Here is a 19,279-nt window from a genome sequence, read left to right as displayed (position 1 = left end):
TCCCCACTTCCCGCAGCGCGAGGCACGTGATGCATCATCGGACCCTCTCGGCGATCAGTTCGTGGAGAACGGGTAGGTGTTGTTTGCGGTGCCGGGTACCACGGTGGGCCGAGCCGACGTCGCGCCGCCGGGTGAGGCGCCGTCGGCTCCTGTCCCAAACGGAAATTGTCCCGTACTGGAGGTATTCGGCGTAGTCGACGCGCCGGAAGTTTGTCCGAAGAATCCGGTACTCGGCTTGGTGCTCCCGCCCTGCGGTATCGTGCCGCTGCCGAAGTCGTCGGCCAGATCGTGTGCCACCGCGGCGAACCAGTCGGCCACGAATCGGGTGGGCGCCGCACCGGTAGCGGTCACGGCCGTGCTGCCGTAGGCGCCGTGGCGCTGGACGGTGTCCCAATACCGCACCCAGGTGGTCACATTGAGCAGGTCGCTGTTGTCGGTGATGTTCTGTACAACCGCGTCGAAGGCCTGGGTGACCAGCCGCACGCCGGTCGTCGGCGGCACCAGCTGGGTCACCGCGCCCAGCAATTTCGTACCGAGCAGGAGGATTCCGGAGACCGGGTCGGACAGGCCAGCGGTGGCGAGTTGGGTGATGTTCGCCGGGTTGATGACCGCCCTGACCACCGTCACGACGGCGTTCAGACCGATCATGCCGACCTTGAGCAGTGCCCGCAGTGCCGCGGGGGCATCGAGCGGGGTGCGCGGGTCGGCGGCGTCGGCGAGGCGCTGGGAAATCGACTTCTGCGGCGAGATCGACAGATTCGCGAGCGAGTTGCCTTGGACGTCCTCGTTGACCACCTTGGTCGCGGTCTTGATCGAGGTGTAGGCCAGCGCCTGTGCGATCGAAACCAGTGCGGCGATCGGATCCCCGCCGCTCAACTTGGTCTGGCCCGCGACGCTGGCGACCGCTTTGAGGATCGGCGCACCCTCCGGCGCGTCGCACGCGAGATCGCCTGCGGCACAGAAGCTGGCGACGCGGCCGGTCAGCGCGGCGAAGTTGGCGGCCTTATCGCGTTCGGGTCCGATGCCGCCGCCGCTGGCGGGTTCCTGCGGCAATGCCGCGATGGACGCGATCCGATCGCCCGAGGTGCCCGGCGCGGGATCGGGCGTCGCCTTGCCCGGCGAGCCGGGAAACAGCGGCGCACCGGGATTGCGGGTCGGATCGGCGAACAGGGCCACCGCCGCGACTCTGTCGGGCGCGACCACACCATGGCCCTGGCCGACCTCCTGCGCGAACATCGAGGCCACATGCGCGCCTTGCGAATAGCCGACGATCGCGAAACGGGTCTCGGCACAGCGGTCCGCGACATCCTTGGCCATCGAACGCAGCCGCGCCAATCCGCCGGTCACCGACTCCGCGTACGACGCGGCACCACCGGCGGTCGCGCCGCCGAAGCCGGATTCATAAGGGACGTAGGCCCGATCGACCAAACCGGGCTGCGACGCCTCGGCCAGCATGGGCATGAAGACCGTGGAGAGCATGCCGGTATCGGTGGTCGGCGCGGCATCGGGCGACGATTCGCCGGTGCCCTGAATTCCCAACGCGTACAGTGCCGGACAGGTGCCGATGGTGATATTCGTCGTCGGGCCGGCGGGATCGGACGGTTGCGCCGTGGCGGTTCCTGCGGTCGCCACAGCAACGGTGAATGCGACCAGCATTCCCGACATCCGTGCCGCGTACTCCGTCATAGCGATCCGCAATCAATTCGTGTTGCCGCACCCAACCAAAACGCCATGAAACGCAATAGACCGTAACAGATTCCGGCTCTTACTGCGGGTTCGACGAAAAGTTCGCGCGAACCGCCATGGAACAGACGGGAGTTCGCGGCGTGCCGTCAGGGGTATTCCGACAAGTTTCCGGTCGCCGACATCGCCGGGCAATCGGTGCGCGCCCCGTCGGCGATTCGAATCATCAACGTGGACTTCGCATTCCGGTGATCGGCCGCTGCGCACAGGCCACCGCGACAACCCTTACGGTTACACCGGATATGCCCTCCGGCGATGTTCAGCGTGCTTGACCGTGGCGATCAGGTGGCCGAGGTCACCCGGTAGACGTCGTAGACGCCTTCCACGTTGCGCACCACATTCAGCAAGTGGCCCAAATGTTTCGGATCGCCCATCTCGAAGGTGAACTTGCTGATCGCGACCCGGTCGCCGTGCGTGGCCACCGAGGCGGACAGGATATTGACCTTCTCATCGGCGAGCACCTTGGTCACATCCGAGAGCAGCCGGGTGCGGTCGAGGGCCTCGATCTGGATGGCCACCAGGAATACCGAGGACGGCGACGGCGCCCACTCCACTTCGATGATGCGCTCGGCCTGTTCCCGCAGCGAACCGGCGTTGGTGCAGTCGGTGCGGTGCACGCTGACCGCGCCGCCGCGGGTCACGAAGCCCATGATCTCGTCACCGGGCACCGGGGTGCAGCACTTGGCCAGCTTGGCGACCGTGCCGGACGCACCGGGAATCAGCACACCCGCGTCACCGGTGACGCGCTGGCGGGCCGGGGTGGTCGACGGGGTGGAGCGCTCGGCGAGTTCGTTCTCGACATCACCGATGCCGCCGAGTTGCGCCATCAACCGCTGCACGACGTGGTGCGCCGACACCTGGTGTTCGCCGACGGCGGTGTAGAGCGTGGAGATGTCGGTGTAGTGCAGTTCGTGCGCGACCGCGGTCATCGCGTCCACGCTCATCAACCGCTGCAGCGGCAGCCCGACGCGGCGGACCTCCTTGGAGATCTGCTCCTTACCGCTTTCCAGCGCCTCCTCGCGGCGCTCCTTGGCGAACCACTGCCGGATCTTGGCCTTCGCGCGCGGCGAGACCACGAAGTTCTGCCAGTCCCGGCTGGGTCCGGCATTCTGCGCCTTCGAGGTGAATACCTCGACGACCTCACCGTTTTCGAGCTGACGTTCCAATGCGACCAGACGACCGTTGACCCGCGCACCGATGCAGCGGTGCCCGACCTCGGTGTGCACCGCATAGGCGAAGTCGACCGGAGTCGACTTCTGCGGCAACGTGATCACATCACCCTTCGGGGTGAAGACGAAGATCTCCGGCGACTTCAGATCGAAGCGCAGCGATTCCAAGAACTCCGCCGGGTCGGCGGCCTCACGCTGCCAGTCGAGGAGTTGACGCATCCACGCCATATCGTCGACCTCGGTGGAGTCATTGGAGTGCTTACCGCGGGTCTCCTTGTAGCGCCAGTGCGCGGCAATGCCGAATTCGGCGGTGCGGTGCATGTCCTGGGTGCGGATCTGCACCTCCAGGGGTTTGCCGTCCGGGCCGACGACCGTGGTGTGCAGCGACTGGTAGACGCCGTAGCGCGGCTGGGCGATGTAGTCCTTGAACCGGCCCGCCATCGGCTGCCACAGTGAATGCACGACGCCGACCGCCGCGTAGCAATCGCGGACCTCGTCGCACAGGATGCGGATGCCGACCAGGTCATGGATATCGTCGAAGTCCTTACCCTTGACGATCATCTTCTGGTAGATCGACCAGTAGTGCTTGGGGCGGCCCTCGACGATCGCGTTGATCCGCGACGCCGCAAGGGTATTGACGATCTCCGCACGCACTCGCGCCAGGTAGGTATCGCGTGAGGGCGCACGGTCGGCGACCAGTCGCACGATCTCGTCGTACTTCTTCGGGTGCAGGATCGCGAACGCGAGGTCCTCGAGTTCCCATTTGACCGTGGCCATACCGAGGCGGTGCGCCAGCGGCGCGATCACCTCGAGGGTTTCCTTGGCCTTTTTCGCCTGCTTCTCCGGCGGCAGGAAACGCATGGTGCGCATGTTGTGCAGGCGGTCGGCCACCTTGATCACCAGTACACGCGGGTCGCGTGCCATCGCGATGATCATCTTGCGAATGGTCTCGGCCTCGGCGGCAGCACCCAGGTTGACCTTGTCCAACTTGGTGACGCCATCGACCAGATGCGCGACCTCGGCGCCGAAATCCTGGGTCAGCTGCTCGAGCGAGTAGCCGGTGTCCTCCACGGTGTCGTGCAGCAGCGCCGCGACCAGCGTGGTGGTGTCCATGCCGAGTTCGGCCAGGATATTGGCGACCGCGAGCGGATGCGTGATGTACGGGTCACCGGATTTGCGGAACTGGTGGGCGTGGCGCTCGTCGGCGACGTCGAAGGCGCGCTGCAGCAGGGTGAGGTTCGCCTTCGGATACAGCTCGCGATGCACGCTGGCCAACGGTTCGAGCACCGGTTTGACCGCCGCGATACCGCGCTGACCGGTCATGCGCCGGGCCAAGCGGGCGCGCACCCGCCGGGAGGCGGAGGTCGGCACGGCGGCCGCGGTGCCGGGCTGGCGCGCCGCCGCGGAAGTGCCGCTCACCTGCGGGTTGGGCTTCGATGCATCCGGGGTGGCCGCACCGTTCGACTGCGGGGCGCCCGCCGATTGCTCGACATTCGCCTCGCCAAGATGCTGAGTCATGCCACCACCTCTCCACGCCGCGATCGGAACACCCTAGCCGACCGCTGCAACCGCCCAGACCACAACTTTAGTCCGAGCGCAGGTCATGCGTTCGATCCGAGGTTGCCGAGTCGGCGGCAAACCCGGGAAAACAGCATCGTGTGAGGTGCGAAAAAGGGTGCCCTACCGGCTGGTGAAGGGTTCGACGGGCTGGCGGATGCGGGACTCGCCGTCGAAGTCCGGGTCGAGCGGGGCGTGGAAGATATCCAGCACCGTCGGGGTGATATCGACCAGAGAGAAGCTGGAGCTGGTCGCGCCCGCGATGAAGTTCGGGCCGCGGGCGATGACGAAACTGGTTGTCTCGTCGGGGGTTTGGCCGCCGTGCCCGCCCTTGGGCCGGTGACCGTGGTCGGTGGTGACCAGGATGGTCCAGCGTTCCGCGGGGTTGGCGCGGGCGCGGGCGTCCACGGCGGCAACGATGCGGCCGACCAGGGTATCGATGCGGGTGACGGCGTCGCGGTATTCGCTGGTTGCGCCGCCGTGCTTGTGACCGGCGCGGTCGACCTGGTCGAGGTGGGTGAAGAGGAAGTCGGGGGCATATTTGGTGATGGCGGTGACGACGCTGTCGGCGGTGGCGGCATCGGTGGCGATTTCGTCGTCGTCACCGGGGACGGGCGGGGTGGAGATGACGACGTCGGCGCGGGGGTTCCCGCTGCCGGCCATGGTGGCGATCTGATCCCAGGTGGCGATGGACTGGGTCTTCAGGGTCGGATCCGAGCGTTCGAGCCGGGTGAAGACCGTCGGATACTTCGCGAACGGGGTGGCGTCGAAGTTGTTGTCGGTGATGCCGTGCTTGCTGCCCCAGACACCGGTGAGCACAGTGGCCCAGGACGGACCGGAGATGGTGACGTGCGGGGCGATCGAGGTGCGGCCGAGGGCGCCTTCGGCGCTGAGCCGCAAGAGGTTCGGGGCGCGGACCTCCTCGATCTTGCGGTACATCAGGCCGTCGAGGCCGATGAGGACGACCTTGTCGACCTGGGTGGCGGCCTGTGCGCGGCCGGTGGCGAGGACGGTCGAAACGGCCGCTACGGCAACGGCACTGGAGAACAGTTGCCTGCGTGCGAGGGACGTGCTGGTTCGCGCGCTCATATCCGGAACGATCCGGTACGCCCGTGCCCTTCGGATAGTTCACCGAGCGAGTGTTCATGGACGTTTCATCGGTCTCGCCATCGCTGGTCGCCTCGCTGAACAACCATTGAACTCCCGATAGCCAATAGCTATTCCCACTGCTCACTGGCGCGTATCGGTGAGGTGAACAGCAGAAGCCGGTGGACACCTCGGCGTCTTCTTCGCGGGCTCACTCGCCTGGGGCATGATCGTCGACAAATTCCACCCCGACCGCTGGGACTACCTGGGCGCCGCCCTCTGCCTCTTCGGCGTCGCGGTCATCATGTACGCCCCACGCTCCTGAACCCTTGCGCCCCTACCCGCACCGACCCGGCATGCAGCTGCGCTATTCGTCGGGGGTGAAGGCCCAGATGGCGGCGGGGCGGCCGGTGGCCTTGACGCGGCGGCGTTCGGTGGTGCGGGCCAGGCCGGGGATGGCGGCCAGGGTGCGGTTCAGGTTCGCCGCGTCCGGGCGGGTGCCGTGGACCGAGGCGCTGAGTTCGACCGCGCGGGTGGCGGGAAATTCGTCGCCGGTCAGTGCCCGGGTGAAGGCGATGTCCTTCCAGAGCAATCGGGCGAGCAGGCCGCGGGCGGCATCGACGATGCGATTGTGGTCGAAGGCCAGTTCGGGCACCGCATCGAAGGGAACCCATCGCGCGGGCCCCTCGTGCGGGCCGACCACCGCCCACATCGCGATGGACAACGTCGGCCCGCGCGGGTCGCGGTTCGGTTCATCGAAGGTCACCAACTGCCCGACGGCCCCGATCGCCGCCTCCGGCACCCCGAGCTTGGTGTGCACGGCCCGCCGCGCAGCCGCGACCAGTCGCTCCCCCCGCCCGAGCAGCACGCCCGGCAATGCCAACCGCCCCGTGAACGGCTCCATCTCCCGCGGCGCGATACCAACACTCACCCCGGCGTCATCGCCCCAGAACCGCAACGCCACCACATCGACCGAAACAACGGATTGCTCCACGCCGCCCCATCCTGCCGGACCCCCGAGATGCTCCGCCGAGTGGCACGCGAACAAGAACATCTCGACCTTCGCCGCAGCCGTATGCCACGCGATACGCCCCTGCCGGCTCGGGCGCGAGAACACGGCCGTGTGTCGCGCCACCGTCGCGTGGTACGACCACGATGGACCATCGCAAGGTCATAGCTTTGAGCCCTATGCGACAGCGGCCGCCGTACGGATCGGCGTGCGGTCGCGGCGGTCGGGACCATCGGCCGTCAGGACTATCGGGGTATCGAGTCGACGTTCCAGCCACGGGATCGGGTCGGCGGGGATCGGTGTGAGGATCGGGTTGGACGTGGTCAGGAGTTCGGTGAGCTGGCGTTGGTGGTCCAGATCCTGCCATGGGCCCGGTTCCAGGCGGTCCACTACACCGGTCGGTGTCGCGTATCCCGTTGCGGCGTAGCCGGTTCCGGGGGCGTCCAGGTGGGTGACGGCGAGGCCGTCGATACCACCGGAGGCCTCGATGGCATAGCGCAACAGGATCGAGTCGAGGTGGCCGCGACGAAAGGCGCCCTGATAGGGGCCGGTGGTGTTGTGCGGTTCGGGGATGGTGATGGTGTGGTCTTCGGTGGGGAACGGGCCGGCACCGTGGCGGGTCAGGTAGGTGCGGGTGACGCCGAGTGTGTAGGCGGGAGTATCGATTTCGGCCAGCAGGGCGCGGGCGTTGCGCGGTTCCACCGTGGACCAGGTGGTGTGCGGGTGGAAGCCGCGCCACTCGTCGAGCAGAACGCCCTGTGCGCCTTCGAAGATCAGGCGGCCGCGCCGGGCCAGGCGGGCGAGTTCGCCGCCGTCGACGATGCGGACGGCGGCGGCGAATTCCCGGTACATCTCGACCAGATCGCGAATCGGCTCGTAGCGGTGCGCGCTCGGCGCGATCGGCGGGCCGTAATGTGCCGCCAGCGCCTGGAGCTTGGCGTACAAGACGTTCGGGCGCAGACAGTCCGATACCGTCGGCGCGTCGTATTCGAGTGCGTAGCTGGCCGTTTCGCCGATGCCGCGGCCGCAGGAACCGTGCCGTGAGGAACCCCTCGCGTCCTCGCGAGCACGGTTGGCGGCGATATGAATCGGCGTGGTGAGCAACGCGCGCCCATCGATCCGCAGCAGTGACAGCGGATCCGGCACCCCCAGTGCGGCCAGCCGCAGCGATTCACTCGCCAGCGCGATCGGCTCGACCAGCATATGCCGCGAGAGCAGCGTCGGAATGCCGCAGAAGGTGCCGGATCCGAACTGCGCGAAGGTGTGATGCCGTCCGTCGGCGATCACATTGTGCGCCGCCTGTGCACCGCCGTTGAATCGCACGACCGCCGATACGCCGAACCCCGCCTCCGGCGAGCACAGCCAATCGACGGTCGCACCCTTCCCCGCATCCCCGAACCCGAGGTCGAGCACTATGATGTGTGACCGAATCACCCTGCACCCCTCGCCTTTCCGATCGATGACTGCGCAGCGACCCGACGTCAGCTCCGCCCCCGGGACAGTGCACGCATACTCGGTCCCGCCTTGGCGCCCAACGCCTTTCCGACCGAATCCGCCTCGGCCACCGACCCCACATCGCGCAGGTCCGCCAGTCCGGTATGCACATCGACGCGGTCCTCAGCGAGCCCGATGGTGAGTGCGATGAGCTCACACACCGCGGCCGGATCGTCGAGCTTCATGAAGTTCTGGCCGAGCAATCCCCGCCAGTGCTCGGCGATCTCCGGATCGTCGAAGTAGCTCGACTGGTTGGGCAGGATGTAATACACGTGCCACCGTTCGGCCAGTTCCCGGTAGATCGAGGCCACATCGATATCGGTGCGCACATGGTCGCCGATGACGGCGCGGATGTGCCGCCCCGCCAACCCGGGCTTGTTCAGCTCGTCACCGATGATGAACAGATAGCCGCGCTTGCCGCGCCGCTCCCATGCGTCGGTCGCGACATGGGTGGCCATGAAATACGCGGCCAGTTCATAGCTTTCGGACTTCTGTCCGCCACCGCCGCCTTCCAACAGGATATTGCGCAACTGCTCGTCCATCCGGTTGTCGGACTCGAACTGCCCCACCTGCAGCGGCACCCGATCGGTATCGGCATCGCCGATGGCACCGAACATGACCTGCGGATCCTGCGCGTACCCCTTGCTCCGCAACAGACCGTGCAGCTTGGCGAGTTTGTCCTGCATGATCCGTGGCACCCGTCCCATCGATCCGGTGACGTCGAACAGCACCGCGATCGGCAGCGAATTCCCGTGCTCATCGGAATCCCGGCATTCGCGCGCGGTGACACCGAGCGGGTCGAGGGCCGGATGCGCCTGCCAACTCGTATATGGCTGGCCCTGCATCTCGGCGGTATATCCGAAGTCGTCCAGACCCCGGCTGGCCCGGAAGGTCTTGGCCGCGCGGTAGGCGGTGTCGTCCCAATGTCCGTATCCCATTTCGTCACTTCCTCTCGTGAACTAGTTTTAGTGTATGAGACTAAAACTATGCTCGTCAAGAGTCCGCTGGTCGAGATCGGTACCGCGAGTTGATCTTCGCGGACGGGTCCAACCCGCTCAGGCGTCCTGCTGCTCGCGCTTCGCCGCCTCGCGCGCCAAGGCCCGGTCGCGCTGCTCCTCGAACCTGATCACATCCTTGCCGAGTCGCTCCAGGAACAATCCGAGCTCCTCGCGGGCCTGTTCGCCGCGGGCGGTGAAGTCAGTGCGCTCGAAGACATTCCACTTGCGCAGCACCGGGTTGATGACCTCCTCGAGGTGCTGGCGCAGATCGTAGATGCCGTGTTTGGCCATCAATACGCTGTTGCGCCGCCAGTTCGGCATCCCTGCGCCCGGCATCTGGAAGTTGCGGATGATCGCCGAAATCGCCGTCAGCGCCTGGTCCGGGGCCAGATCGATGGCCGCGCCGCACAGGTTGCGATAGAAGACCATGTGCAGGTTCTCATCTGTGGCGATGCGCTGCAGCATGCGGTCGGCGACCGCGTCGTTGCAGACCTTGCCGGTGTTGCGGTGACTGACCCGGGTTGCCAGTTCTTGAAATGTCACATAGGCGATGCCGGGCAGGAAGCCGTTGTCGTCCACTCCGGTCGGATGCTGCACCCCGGTCGTCATACAGACCATCCGCGCGTGTTCCAGCGCCACCGGATCCACCCCTCGGGTGACCACGAGATAGTCGCGCATGACAATTCCGTGCCGGTGTTCCTCGGCGGTCCAGCGTCCCACCCACGTGCCCCAAGCGCCGTCCTGTGAGAAGGATTCGGCGATCAGTCGGTGATAGGACGGCAAGTTGTCCTCGGTCAGCAGGTTGGTGACCATCGCCGCCTTTGCCAGTTCGCTCAGACTGGATTGTCCTGGCTCCCAATCGATTCCGCCCATCTCGGCGAAACTTCGGCCCTCGTCCCATGGCACATAATCGTGCGGGTGCCAGTTCTTGGCGATCGATAGGTGGCGGTTGAGGTTCTGTTCGGCAACGGGTTCGAGTTCGGTCAGCAACTCCAGCTGAGTCAAGGTATGTGTCACGATCGGGTTCCTGTCGTCGGATCAGCGGCTCTCCGTCCAGAGTGCCCCGATTGGCGTGCTGCCGAAATCCCTCACGGCGAATTCACCGGCGAATTCGAACCGCGCACCATTGGTTGATCGCGTAGACAGGCCGATGCGTATCGCGCGGAGGCCTGATCAGGCACGCACCGTCGTAGTTGAAAGAAGTACAACCTCGATGGATGGGTGATGAGCCGCGCGACAGGCACCGGCCAGCGATGCAACAACCGGATTCGGCTCAGGCCGTCAGCACCAGGGCCGCCGCCGCGACGGTTTCGATCAGGCAGTAGAACCAGTTGGGGTAGAAGGATGTTCGGTCATCGATGACGGCGGAAATGATTCGCCCCGAAGCCATTCCGCCCAGCGCGGCACCGATCGTGAACATGATTCCCGACCGCAGGGATCCATCGTGGGTCGCCGCGACCGCCAGCATCGCCGCCATCGCCAGCCCGAACCCGCCGTAGACGGCGCGGATCTCATAGCGGGCCGTGGCGTGCTCGGGACGCATGCCGAAGGGACGTATCAGCGCGGCCGGCGCGGCGAGGGCATATCCACCCATCGCGAGGAAGAACAGGCCGATGACGATATCGATGACAGTTGCCAAGAGAACCTCCTGATCGAGTCGGAAGGCCAGCATGATCGATGGGAGCGCGCACCCGCTTCCACAAACGTGTGATCAATCCCCGCCGTATTGCAGCGAGCGCCAGACCTCGATCGCCCAACCCAGTTGTGACCCCGGAACACTGATCGTGACCAGGAGAAGTTCGCCGTTGCGGCGGCTGGCGATCCCCTGCACCCCGACCTCGTCGCCGTCCTCCGCGGGCAACCACCACCCGTCACCCGGTCCGCCGGTGACCGGCTCGCCGCGATGACCCGCGGTGGCATTGGCGCCGTATTGCAGCATCGCAGCCGGCGGCGGACCGGTCTGCGCGTCGCCGACCCGCAGAATGGTGATCTCGATCTGGCAGGTGCCGTCCCAGGCCCACCAGCGATCGCCGTCCCAGCCGTAGGTGAAATCGCCCGGTATCCGCAGACTCCAGCCGGATACCGGCGTCGTGCGGACCGAGCGGCGGCGGTAGCCGAGCCGCGCGGGCCGATCCGCGGCGGCCCGCGCGGGCAGATCGATGGGCGCACCGGCCGCGATGGGTGCCGAATCCGCCAGCAGCGACCGCAATTCGTGCCAGGCCGCCCACGGCAGGTCCAGTGCGGCGTCGAGCCGGTGCGCCTCGGCGAGCAAGGCGTCGGCCTGGTGCAGCGCGGGGGTGTCATCGGCGTCCGACGGGGCGCGCCACCGCACGTCGTTCCAGATGATGCCCATCGCGGTATTGCGAATCGTCAGCGCGGTCCAGCCGTCGTCCCACCAGGGGAAGAACGCGCGTGCCGCCGCCTCGTTGCCGTCGCAGACGGCCTGGAACCAGTCGCGGTCGCGCGGTCCCAACCAACTCGCGGCCAGCCCGTCATGATCGAAACGGTCACTGCCCAGGGACAATCCGATCGACACCCAGGCGCCCTCGGCGGGCACCTCGGTCAGTACCGTCCGGGCGAGCGCGCGGATCCACATCAGGTAGTCGTGTTCGACCTCGGCGCGGTTATCGGCCAGTCCGAGCGGATCCTCGGTGCCCTCATCCCACACGATGTCGAAGCGCCTGCCCATTTCGTGCAGTACCGCCGCGACGTGCCGGTGATAGCCCGGCCCGGCCGAAGCGCAGCCCGCGCTCACCACCACCTGGCCGTGCGCCGCGCGCAGATCGACCGGCTCGGCCGCCGGATGCAGCACCGCCAGCAGGCGATCCCCGGAGATCTCCACCGATTTCCGAAAAGGAGCCGACGTGGCGGTCCAGCCGACCCGCGCACCGGCCGGACCGGTCCGCAACCACGCCCCGACCTGATCGAGGAAGTCCTCGGTGGGCGCGCGGCACACCCCCGCCACGTTCAACTCGATTCCCATGGATACACATCCTTGTGTCCGCGGTCCGGCGGCGAAAGTCAGGACCCTACACCCACACTGCGGACGCGGACCCGTTGACGCGGCCCGCGGCGATGGATCGAATCGCCTACTGCTCGACGAACCGACGGCAGCTCGCCCGGCCGCCGGGCAGGCCCGCCTCGCTGAACCAGCGATCGAGTTGACCGGTCTGCCACAGGGGCTCGATCTCGGCCAGCACCGCGAGATAGGACAGCTGTGCGGCGGACAGCTCCGACTCGTCGGTGATCGGATCAGGAAAGGCTCTGTGCAGGAACGAAATACAGTCGTTGTGTACGGTGTGCTCATTGGCGGCCCAGGCCGCTTCGATGGCGGCGGGCAGCAGTATCTCGAAATCATGGACGCGACCGACGAGTTCGCGGATGACATCGTGGCGAAGCCAGCCGTCCTGCCCGGGTAGGTAGCGGTTGAACCACTCGTCGATGACCTCGGGGCGCTCGAGTGCGGCAAGAAGTTCGTCGGTGGCGCGTTGTTCGGTGGCGAATGCGGGCGCCAGGGCGGCACAGGCGCGGACACCGGGATGGGGGTCGGCGAGCAGCCGTTCCGGACAGCCGCCGTGGATGCCCGAAACCCTTGCGGCAGTGGCACGTTCGGCAGGGTCCGGAATGGTCGGCGCGATGGTGTCGAGCCGGTCGAGCAGTGCGGACCGCTTCGCGTTCAGGGTGGGATGCGCGGTGAGCTCGATCAGCGCGCGCAGCGTGGCGATGCGCACCACCGCGTCGGCATCGTCGACCAGGGGTTCGATCGCCTCGATGACGCCGGGAATCACCGCGCGACAGGCGATCTCGTCCCGCGCACGCATCGCCGTGCGGAATTCGTTGTCATCGATTGCCGCCAGTAGGCCTGGCGGTGTCGGAACATGCTCCACCAGTAGGGCTTTCGCGGGATCGGGACCCAGTTCCAGCAGTCCCGCGCGCCGATTTGCCTTGACCCGCTGCAGATCCTCCTCGCTGCGACCGGGTGGATAGGCCTCGGCATACAGCTGTGCGTCGGAAATTCCGGAACAACAACTGTGCGCGAAGATCTCGAGGTAGTCCAGCAGCGCCACCCGCAAGGACCGCGGCTCCGGATCCCACGGCAGGATGTCCTCGATCGTCATCGCGGTATGCGGGCGCGGCAGCAATTGGGCGACGATCGCGACGAACGGCGCGGTCGCGGAGTACACACTCCCCTGGTGCAATAGCGCGGCATCGAGATAGCCGACCGCGTCGACACAGGCCTCGGCATCACCGTCGAGCAGCGCCCGAAGATGCGCCGGAGCATCCGCCGCGGGGCCATAAGCATGTTCCAGCTCGTCCCAATCGACGTCGGCTATTGCTTGCAGCACCGGGTCCATCGCATTGATCATGCTGCAGCCGAGCAAGTCGCTCAACTCGAGCGGGTGCGCGGTGGCCCTACTGCGCCGGTTCCAGATGGTCGCCGATGAGCATGGTCCCCGGCCCTCGGTGCGCGCCGGGGCCGTGCCGCCAGTACACGTTGTCCGCGGTGAGCGGCGCACCGCAGGCGCGACAGACCACCACCCCGGAGGTCTCGTGCCCACAGTCGCGATGCACGACCAGCGCGGGTGGGCCCGCGGGCCCGGCGAGCCACTTGTCACCCCAGGAAATCAGCATGGTGAGCACCGGATACAGGTCGCGGCCCTGTTCGGTGAGCAGGTATTCGTGGCGCACCGGATTCGATTGATACGCCCGCGCCTCGACAATCCCGTACTCCCGCAGCGTATCCAGGCGCGCGGTGAGGACATTCGAGGCGATGCCGAGGTCACGGCGGATGTCTTCGAACCGGTTCACCCCGACGAACAGATCGCGCAGTATCAGCGGCGTCCACCGCTCCCCGACCACGTCGAGCGTTCGCGCGATCGAGCACACAATGTCGGACATGGCAGCTTTGGGCACCATCTCATCCTAGTCCATTGCTTTTTGCAAGTGACTTGGTTACGTTGCGATACGACCGATGAACCGAACGCAGAGAGGTGATCGATGTCCGACGCAGTGGCACAATTCCGCGAGGCGACCGAGGCCGTCGATATCGACGCCATGATGAGCACCCTCGCCCCCGATGCCGAGCTGACCTCACCGCTGTCCGGCCGCCTGACCTTCCGCGGTCACGACGACCTGCGCATCCTGCTGACCGCGGCCTACGGCAGCCTCTCGCAACTGCGCTGGACCGAGGACATCGGCGACGGCGACCGTCGCGTTCTGCTGGCCGAGGCCAGCGTCGGTCCGTTCCGAATGACCGAAGCCATGATCCTCGAACTGGCCGCCGACGGCCGGATTCGCCGCCTCAACCCGCATCTGCGGCCCTGGCTACCGCTCAGCCTCCTCGCGGTGAAGCTGGGGCCGCGGCTGTTGCGGCATCCGGGGGTCATGCGGCGGGCCGCGCGCGGATAGCGCTACCGGATCAGGGTTTCGGTCAGTCCGTCGGCGCTCAACTCCGCGCGCCTGGTTATCCCGATGTCATCGAGGAAGCGGGGGTCGTGGCTGACGACGATCAGCGCGCCCTCGTAGTTGGCCAGGGCCTGGGTGAGGTGGTCGAGGCTGGGGAGATCGAGGTTATTGGTCGGCTCGTCGAGTAGCAGGAGTTTGGGGGCCGGGTCGGCGAGTAGGAGCATGGCGAGTGCGGCGCGCAGGCGTTCACCACCGGAGAGAGCCGATGCCGCGACGTCGGCGTCGGTGCCTCGGAACAGGAAGCGGGCGAGTTGGGCTCGGATCTGTTCGGCGCAGGCGTGCGGCGCGGTCGAGGCGACATTCTCGAAGACCGTGCGGTGCTCGTCGAAGATATCGAGGCGTTGCGGCAGCATCCGCCACGGAACCTTCGGCGGTGCCGCGGCAATGCGGTGCAGCAGTGTGGTTTTGCCCGCGCCATTGCGACCGGTCAGCGCGATCCGCTCTGGACCGGACACCCGCAGCGTCACGGTCGGCCCGCAGGCCAGTTCGACCCGGTCGAGCTCGATGACATCCTGGCCCGGATAGAGCCTGGTGCCGGGCAGGTCGATGCGGATGTGCCGGTCGTCGCGCAACAGGTCCTCGGCCTGCTGTAGCTGTTCCTTTGCGGTGTCCAGCTTTTCGATGTGGTTATTGCGCAGCTTGCCCGCCGACACCTGCGCGGCCCGCTTGCGCGCGCCCATGACGATTTTCGGTTCGCGCTTGTTCTCGAACATCTTCTGTCCGTAGCGCGCTCGGCGATCCAGTTTGATCCGAGTCTCGACCAGTTCGCGTGCCTGTTTGCGGACATCGCTGCGCGCGTCTCGGATCATGGCCCGCGCGACCTCCTGTTCTGCCTCGATGATCCGTTCGTACTCGCTGAAATTGCCGCCGAACAAACGTAATTCGCCCTGCCGGAGTTCGGCGATCGCGCTCATCCGCTCCAGCAACTCGCGGTCGTGGCTGACCGTGAGGACGGTGCCGGAGAATTGCCCGACGACCTCGTAGAGGCGTTGCCGGGCATGCTGATCCAGGTTGTTGGTCGGCTCGTCCAGTAGCAGCACGTCCGGTTCGCGCAACAGTTGCGCGACCAGGCCGAGCAGCACCGTCTCGCCGCCGGAGAGCGTCTCCAGACGGCGGTCCAGCTGTTCGACCGAGTCGGCGAGGTAGTGCAGACCCAGTCGACCGAGTAGGGCGATGGCGCCCTCTTCGACATCCCACTGCCCACCGACGGTGTTGAAGTCCGACTCCTCGCCGAGGCCGGATTCGATGCGGTGCAACGCCTTCCGTATCGCGGCGATGCCCAGCACCGCATCGACGCGCTGACCGGTGCCCAGGCCGAGATCCTGACGCAGATAACCGAGCCGCCCGGTCACCGTGACCGAACCGCACGCTGGCGTCAACCCACCCGCGATCAGCCGCAGCAGTGTGGACTTGCCCGCGCCATTGGCACCGACCAAGCCGAGATGACCGGGGCCGAGCACGGCATCCAGCCCGTCGAATACGGGTGTGCCGTCGGGCCAGGAAAAGGTGAGATCGGAAAGGGAAAGATTGGCCATGTGGACCCCAGAGGTTGCTACGGAAATGCGGCGCGCGGATGCGGGCCGCCCGAATGGCTACCTCATGAGAGCAACGACATGACTCCGATCAACGGGGATTAGACTCGTACAGGTTAAGCGCAACCGCGGATCTAGCGCCACTGATATTTGGATCACACGATCCGCCGCGGCTGCGACACGACCGGGCAATCACCTGGACTACCCGGTCCGAAGGCCCTGATCCGCTACCCGCCGGCACCGATAACAGCCGAGATCTCCGCAGGCAATGGGTACGGCCGCTCGACCGGCAGCGCCCCGGCGGCCGCATCCAATTCACCGGCGGCGACCAGCTTACGGATCCCCCGCGCCTGATCGGTCACATCCCGTATCCCGGTGATCCAGGTGTCGATATATGCGTCAACCGCCGCGCCACCCAGTCCGACCTGCAGCGACCGATGCGGCAACGGCCGGTGATGCAGATCGCGTTCGGGATCCCATTGAATTCGCACCGGACTCGTCCGCAACCGCTCGGCCCACTCCCGGCGATCCGAATACAGTGCCGGCGCATAGTGACTCAGGCACGCCCGCGCCAATGCCCACTCGAATCCGCTGCGCGTGATGCTGATGGCGAGCACCCGCTCCTGCCCCGGCTTACTCGCCCACCCGCAGCGATACATCATCCACAGAAACGACGGCTTGATCCAGGTCATCCGCTCACGCTTGAACGGACTCACGAAAGTCGCCGCGGCGAGGGCGGGTTCGGCGATATGCGGCGAATATGCTTGATAGACCACAACTGTCGAATCGTCATACGACGCCCGAATCTGCCGCATCGGCGCGGAAGCAACCATCAGGCGATCCTCGCAGCCCGAACCTCCAGCGGCAAACCGGTTTCCGCGAACGGCGAACTAGATCCGCACCACCGACGTCAACGGGTAGTCCCCTTGGCGATCGCGCCCGTTGAGGAATCCGAGCTCCAAAACCACTGCGGCCGCGATGATTTCGGCACCGGCGGCCTGGAACAGGTCCGCCGCGGCTGCCAATGTTCCACCGGTCGCGAGGACGTCGTCGAGGAGCAGGACGCGACGGCCCTTCAGCTCGACCCCATCGGCGGGGATCTCCAGGGCGGCCGTGCCGTACTCGAGGCTGTACTCGCGCGAGATCACCGGCGGCGGCAACTTGCCCGCCTTCCGCACCGCCATGACACCGGTACCCAATGTCGTGGCCACACCCGCGGCGATAATGAACCCCCGCGCGTCTACCCCCGCCACCAGATCGGCATCGGGCGCACAGGCGGCGAGGCAGTCGACAACCGCCCGGAAACCCTCCGGATCGGCGAAAACCGGCGTCAGATCGGCAAAGCGGATGCCGGGAGAGGGGAAATCGTCGCGCCAGCGGGTGAGACGTTCGACCATTTGGGCCGCCTTGCCCGTCCGCTCGGCTAGGACGTCATCCGTTTCCACCGCCGCATGCTTGCTCATCGACACCTCTCCATGGTCACTCACCCACCAACACCTGTCACCGCCGCAACACCCAACGGTCCATATTCCAGCCGGTTCCCGCCTGGGTGGGCCCGGCTATGCCGTTGCGCAGACCGTCACCGAACGCGATGGTGCGGGGTGTGGCGAACAACGGAATGCTCGGCATCTCCGCCCACAACAGGTTCTCGGCCTCGGTGCGCAGATTCAGCGTTGTGGTCGAGTTGTCGTCGCCCGCAAGCTGATCGGTGATCGAATCGTAGCGGCCATTACCGAAGCGACCGAAATTGAGCCCGCTACCGGTGCGCAACGCGCTGGTCGCGGCCACACCGGTCTCGGATCCGGCCGGACCCGGCGCCGATGCGGTGCTACCGAGGACGGCGTCGACTTTGCCCTCGGTGAGCTGGGGCGGTGCGAAATCGGCGGATCCGGCGTCCACCACACTGATACCCGCCGGCTTACAGGCATCCGCGATCATCTGCACGGTTTGGGTGCGACGCTCGTCCGGCTTCCGATACCCGATCCGGATGGTCGGATTCGGCGCACCCGCGGCCGCGACGGCCGCGGTGGCGCCGGATACATTCGCGCCCTGATATTTGTCGGCCGCACCGATGACCGCCGGGTAGTACAGCGAATCCTGCTGTGTGATGCGAGAATTCAGCACCCCGGTGCCGAGCCCGCTCTTCGGCGCGTCCTTGGCCTTGCCGAGCTTGTCGAACAGCGCCTGCCGCGGCACGCACAGGGCGAAGGCCCGCCGCGCGTCGGCCGAACCGAAGACGCCGCCGGTCCCGAGCACCAACTGCTCGGCACCGCGCCCCGGTACGGTCCGCACCGAGAACCCGTCCAGATTGATGTCCTTCACCGATCCGGCACCGATATCGACGACCCCGACCGCATTGTCGCCGACCTTCGACTTCAGATCGGCGGTCTTCGGGTACACCACGATCCGCCCGGTCTCGGGCTTATTGCCCCACCAGCGCTCGTTGGCGACCAGGACCAGCCCGTCCTCGGCGGAGTAGGAATCGATCCGATACGGCCCCGACGACGGGAACCGGCTCTGATCCAGCTTGTCCGCGCCGATGGTCCACCCGTTGTTCCAGAAGTCGGCGATCCGCTGCAATGCGGCCTGGTCACCGGACTGCACGGCCGTCACGACATTCGGCACATTCGCCACCCGCGCCGCCACATGCGCGGGCATCAACTCCCCCGCGGCGAACAGATTGCGCCAGGACAGGTAGTGCCGGTCCCCGCGGAACACCACGGTGGCGTCCTTGGAGCCGGGCTGGCAATCCACCCGCTCGATATCGGCGTATCCGGCGGTGCTCGCGGCATCGAAGAGCGGAACCTGGCCGCGGTCACCGGGCTTGGTGTATCGGCCGCTGCGCGCGGCCCAGGCCAGCACCAGATCGTCACATGAGGTCGGCACGCCGTCGGAGTACACACCGTCCGCGTTGAGCCGGTACTGCACCGTCTGTGCCTCGCCCGGCACCTCTTTCGCGGTACCCACATCGGTATCGGCGACCTGCTGGCCGTCGGGGCCGGTGTAGAAGAACCCGGTCAGCACGCGCGCGAACACCGCGTCCGAACCGCTGCTCGCGCCGAGCGCGGTCCCCCCGTTGTAACTGGCGATCACCGCGTCGACGGCATAGCCGATGGAGGGCACCTGGTTCTGGCTCGAGCACCCGACCACCACCGTGGCGGCCACGGTGCCCGCAGCCACCGCTCCGATCAGACGTGCCGCTAGCGACTGCTTCATCAAGGAAAA

General features: G+C 66.6%; 16 protein-coding genes and 1 pseudogene. 2 read left to right on the top strand and 15 right to left on the bottom strand.

The genetic code is table 11. From position 1 onward, the window contains the following. Positions 1-54 precede the first annotated feature (54 nt). From ACQP2D_RS14870 to ACQP2D_RS14860, 3 genes are all read right to left on the bottom strand, one after another. Entirely contained in the window at positions 55-1,686 is a 1,632-nt protein-coding gene (locus ACQP2D_RS14870) for a cutinase family protein (RefSeq protein WP_433684282.1), read from the bottom strand. 338 nt (positions 1,687-2,024) lie between these two features. Continuing rightward, on the bottom strand, positions 2,025-4,430 hold the full coding sequence (locus tag ACQP2D_RS14865) for a RelA/SpoT family protein (protein WP_433684281.1): 2,406 nt from the start codon (positions 4,428-4,430) through the stop codon (positions 2,025-2,027). A 162-nt stretch (positions 4,431-4,592) separates the two neighbouring features. Continuing rightward, positions 4,593-5,558, bottom strand: coding sequence for an alkaline phosphatase family protein (locus tag ACQP2D_RS14860; RefSeq protein WP_433684280.1), 966 nt, complete (start codon positions 5,556-5,558; stop codon positions 4,593-4,595). Between the two features lie 190 nt (positions 5,559-5,748). On the opposite strand from ACQP2D_RS14860, the pseudogene ACQP2D_RS14855 reads away from it, so the two are divergent. After that, positions 5,749-5,880: pseudogene (locus tag ACQP2D_RS14855) on the top strand (YnfA family protein); the annotation flags it as partial. Positions 5,881-5,922: 42 nt separating this feature from the next. Here ACQP2D_RS14855 and ACQP2D_RS14850 read toward each other — a convergent pair. The 8 genes from ACQP2D_RS14850 to ACQP2D_RS14815 form a co-directional block, all read right to left on the bottom strand. Beyond that, on the bottom strand, positions 5,923-6,549 hold the full coding sequence (locus ACQP2D_RS14850; protein WP_433684279.1) for an NUDIX hydrolase: 627 nt from the start codon (positions 6,547-6,549) through the stop codon (positions 5,923-5,925). 192 nt (positions 6,550-6,741) lie between these two features. Further along, positions 6,742-7,998, bottom strand: coding sequence for an adenylosuccinate synthetase (locus ACQP2D_RS14845; RefSeq protein WP_433684278.1), 1,257 nt, complete (start codon positions 7,996-7,998; stop codon positions 6,742-6,744). A 47-nt stretch (positions 7,999-8,045) separates the two neighbouring features. Beyond that, positions 8,046-8,996, bottom strand: a complete 951-nt coding sequence (locus tag ACQP2D_RS14840) for a hypothetical protein (RefSeq protein ID WP_433684277.1) — start codon at positions 8,994-8,996, stop codon at positions 8,046-8,048. Positions 8,997-9,113: 117 nt separating this feature from the next. After that, positions 9,114-10,073: an acyl-ACP desaturase gene (locus ACQP2D_RS14835; protein ID WP_433684276.1), complete on the bottom strand. Its 960-nt coding sequence runs from the start codon at positions 10,071-10,073 to the stop codon at positions 9,114-9,116. Positions 10,074-10,329: 256 nt separating this feature from the next. After that, positions 10,330-10,695 carry a DUF4345 domain-containing protein gene (locus ACQP2D_RS14830; protein ID WP_433684275.1) on the bottom strand — a complete coding sequence of 122 codons (366 nt, stop codon included), beginning with the start codon at positions 10,693-10,695 and terminating at the stop codon, positions 10,330-10,332. A 72-nt stretch (positions 10,696-10,767) separates the two neighbouring features. Continuing rightward, positions 10,768-12,039, bottom strand: coding sequence for a hypothetical protein (locus tag ACQP2D_RS14825; RefSeq protein WP_433684274.1), 1,272 nt, complete (start codon positions 12,037-12,039; stop codon positions 10,768-10,770). Between the two features lie 106 nt (positions 12,040-12,145). Beyond that, on the bottom strand, positions 12,146-13,411 hold the full coding sequence (locus ACQP2D_RS14820; RefSeq protein WP_433684273.1) for a hypothetical protein: 1,266 nt from the start codon (positions 13,409-13,411) through the stop codon (positions 12,146-12,148). A gap of 58 nt (positions 13,412-13,469) precedes the next feature. Beyond that, positions 13,470-13,970 carry a winged helix-turn-helix transcriptional regulator gene (locus ACQP2D_RS14815; protein WP_433684272.1) on the bottom strand — a complete coding sequence of 167 codons (501 nt, stop codon included), beginning with the start codon at positions 13,968-13,970 and terminating at the stop codon, positions 13,470-13,472. An 84-nt stretch (positions 13,971-14,054) separates the two neighbouring features. Between ACQP2D_RS14815 and ACQP2D_RS14810 the strand changes: the two genes are divergently transcribed. Beyond that, positions 14,055-14,465 (top strand): nuclear transport factor 2 family protein, encoded by a 411-nt coding sequence (locus tag ACQP2D_RS14810; RefSeq protein WP_433684271.1) that lies wholly within the window; start codon positions 14,055-14,057, stop codon positions 14,463-14,465. 2 nt (positions 14,466-14,467) lie between these two features. Here the strand turns inward: ACQP2D_RS14810 and ACQP2D_RS14805 are convergent, their stop codons facing one another. From ACQP2D_RS14805 to ACQP2D_RS14790, 4 genes are all read right to left on the bottom strand, one after another. Further along, a complete protein-coding gene (locus ACQP2D_RS14805; RefSeq protein WP_433684270.1) occupies positions 14,468-16,057 on the bottom strand; it encodes an ABC-F family ATP-binding cassette domain-containing protein in 1,590 nt (529 codons plus the stop codon). Positions 16,058-16,281: 224 nt separating this feature from the next. After that, the gene (locus ACQP2D_RS14800) at positions 16,282-16,887 is read right to left on the bottom strand and encodes a DUF4291 domain-containing protein (RefSeq protein WP_433684269.1); all 606 of its coding nucleotides are present in this window, start codon (positions 16,885-16,887) and stop codon (positions 16,282-16,284) included. 57 nt (positions 16,888-16,944) lie between these two features. Continuing rightward, complete coding sequence (locus ACQP2D_RS14795) at positions 16,945-17,517, bottom strand: adenine phosphoribosyltransferase (protein WP_433684268.1); 573 nt, start codon at positions 17,515-17,517, stop codon at positions 16,945-16,947. A 37-nt stretch (positions 17,518-17,554) separates the two neighbouring features. After that, positions 17,555-19,270 (bottom strand): ABC transporter substrate-binding protein, encoded by a 1,716-nt coding sequence (locus tag ACQP2D_RS14790; RefSeq protein WP_433684267.1) that lies wholly within the window; start codon positions 19,268-19,270, stop codon positions 17,555-17,557. Positions 19,271-19,279 lie beyond the last annotated feature (9 nt).

The organism is Nocardia sp. CA-119907 (assembly GCF_050955995.1).
Classification (GTDB): domain Bacteria; phylum Actinomycetota; class Actinomycetes; order Mycobacteriales; family Mycobacteriaceae; genus Nocardia.
The sequence above is the reverse complement of the archived record's forward strand: the minus strand, read 5'-3'. Positions and strand labels throughout refer to the sequence as shown.

What these genes read in the sequence shown, in the direction of transcription:
- ACQP2D_RS14870 (WP_433684282.1), bottom strand. Translation starts at nt 1,686, where the DNA reads ATGACGGAGTACGCGGCACGGATGTCGGGAATGCTGGTCGCATTCACC.
- ACQP2D_RS14865 (WP_433684281.1), bottom strand. Translation starts at nt 4,430, where the DNA reads ATGACTCAGCATCTTGGCGAGGCGAATGTCGAGCAATCGGCGGGCGCC.
- ACQP2D_RS14860 (WP_433684280.1), bottom strand. Translation starts at nt 5,558, where the DNA reads ATGAGCGCGCGAACCAGCACGTCCCTCGCACGCAGGCAACTGTTCTCC.
- ACQP2D_RS14840 (WP_433684277.1), bottom strand. Translation starts at nt 8,996, where the DNA reads ATGGGATACGGACATTGGGACGACACCGCCTACCGCGCGGCCAAGACC.
- ACQP2D_RS14825 (WP_433684274.1), bottom strand. Translation starts at nt 12,039, where the DNA reads ATGGGAATCGAGTTGAACGTGGCGGGGGTGTGCCGCGCGCCCACCGAG.
- ACQP2D_RS14820 (WP_433684273.1), bottom strand. Translation starts at nt 13,411, where the DNA reads ATGGACCCGGTGCTGCAAGCAATAGCCGACGTCGATTGGGACGAGCTG.
- ACQP2D_RS14810 (WP_433684271.1), top strand. Translation starts at nt 14,055, where the DNA reads ATGTCCGACGCAGTGGCACAATTCCGCGAGGCGACCGAGGCCGTCGAT.
- ACQP2D_RS14805 (WP_433684270.1), bottom strand. Translation starts at nt 16,057, where the DNA reads ATGGCCAATCTTTCCCTTTCCGATCTCACCTTTTCCTGGCCCGACGGC.
- ACQP2D_RS14800 (WP_433684269.1), bottom strand. Translation starts at nt 16,887, where the DNA reads ATGGTTGCTTCCGCGCCGATGCGGCAGATTCGGGCGTCGTATGACGAT.
- ACQP2D_RS14795 (WP_433684268.1), bottom strand. Translation starts at nt 17,517, where the DNA reads ATGAGCAAGCATGCGGCGGTGGAAACGGATGACGTCCTAGCCGAGCGG.
- ACQP2D_RS14790 (WP_433684267.1), bottom strand. Translation starts at nt 19,270, where the DNA reads ATGAAGCAGTCGCTAGCGGCACGTCTGATCGGAGCGGTGGCTGCGGGC.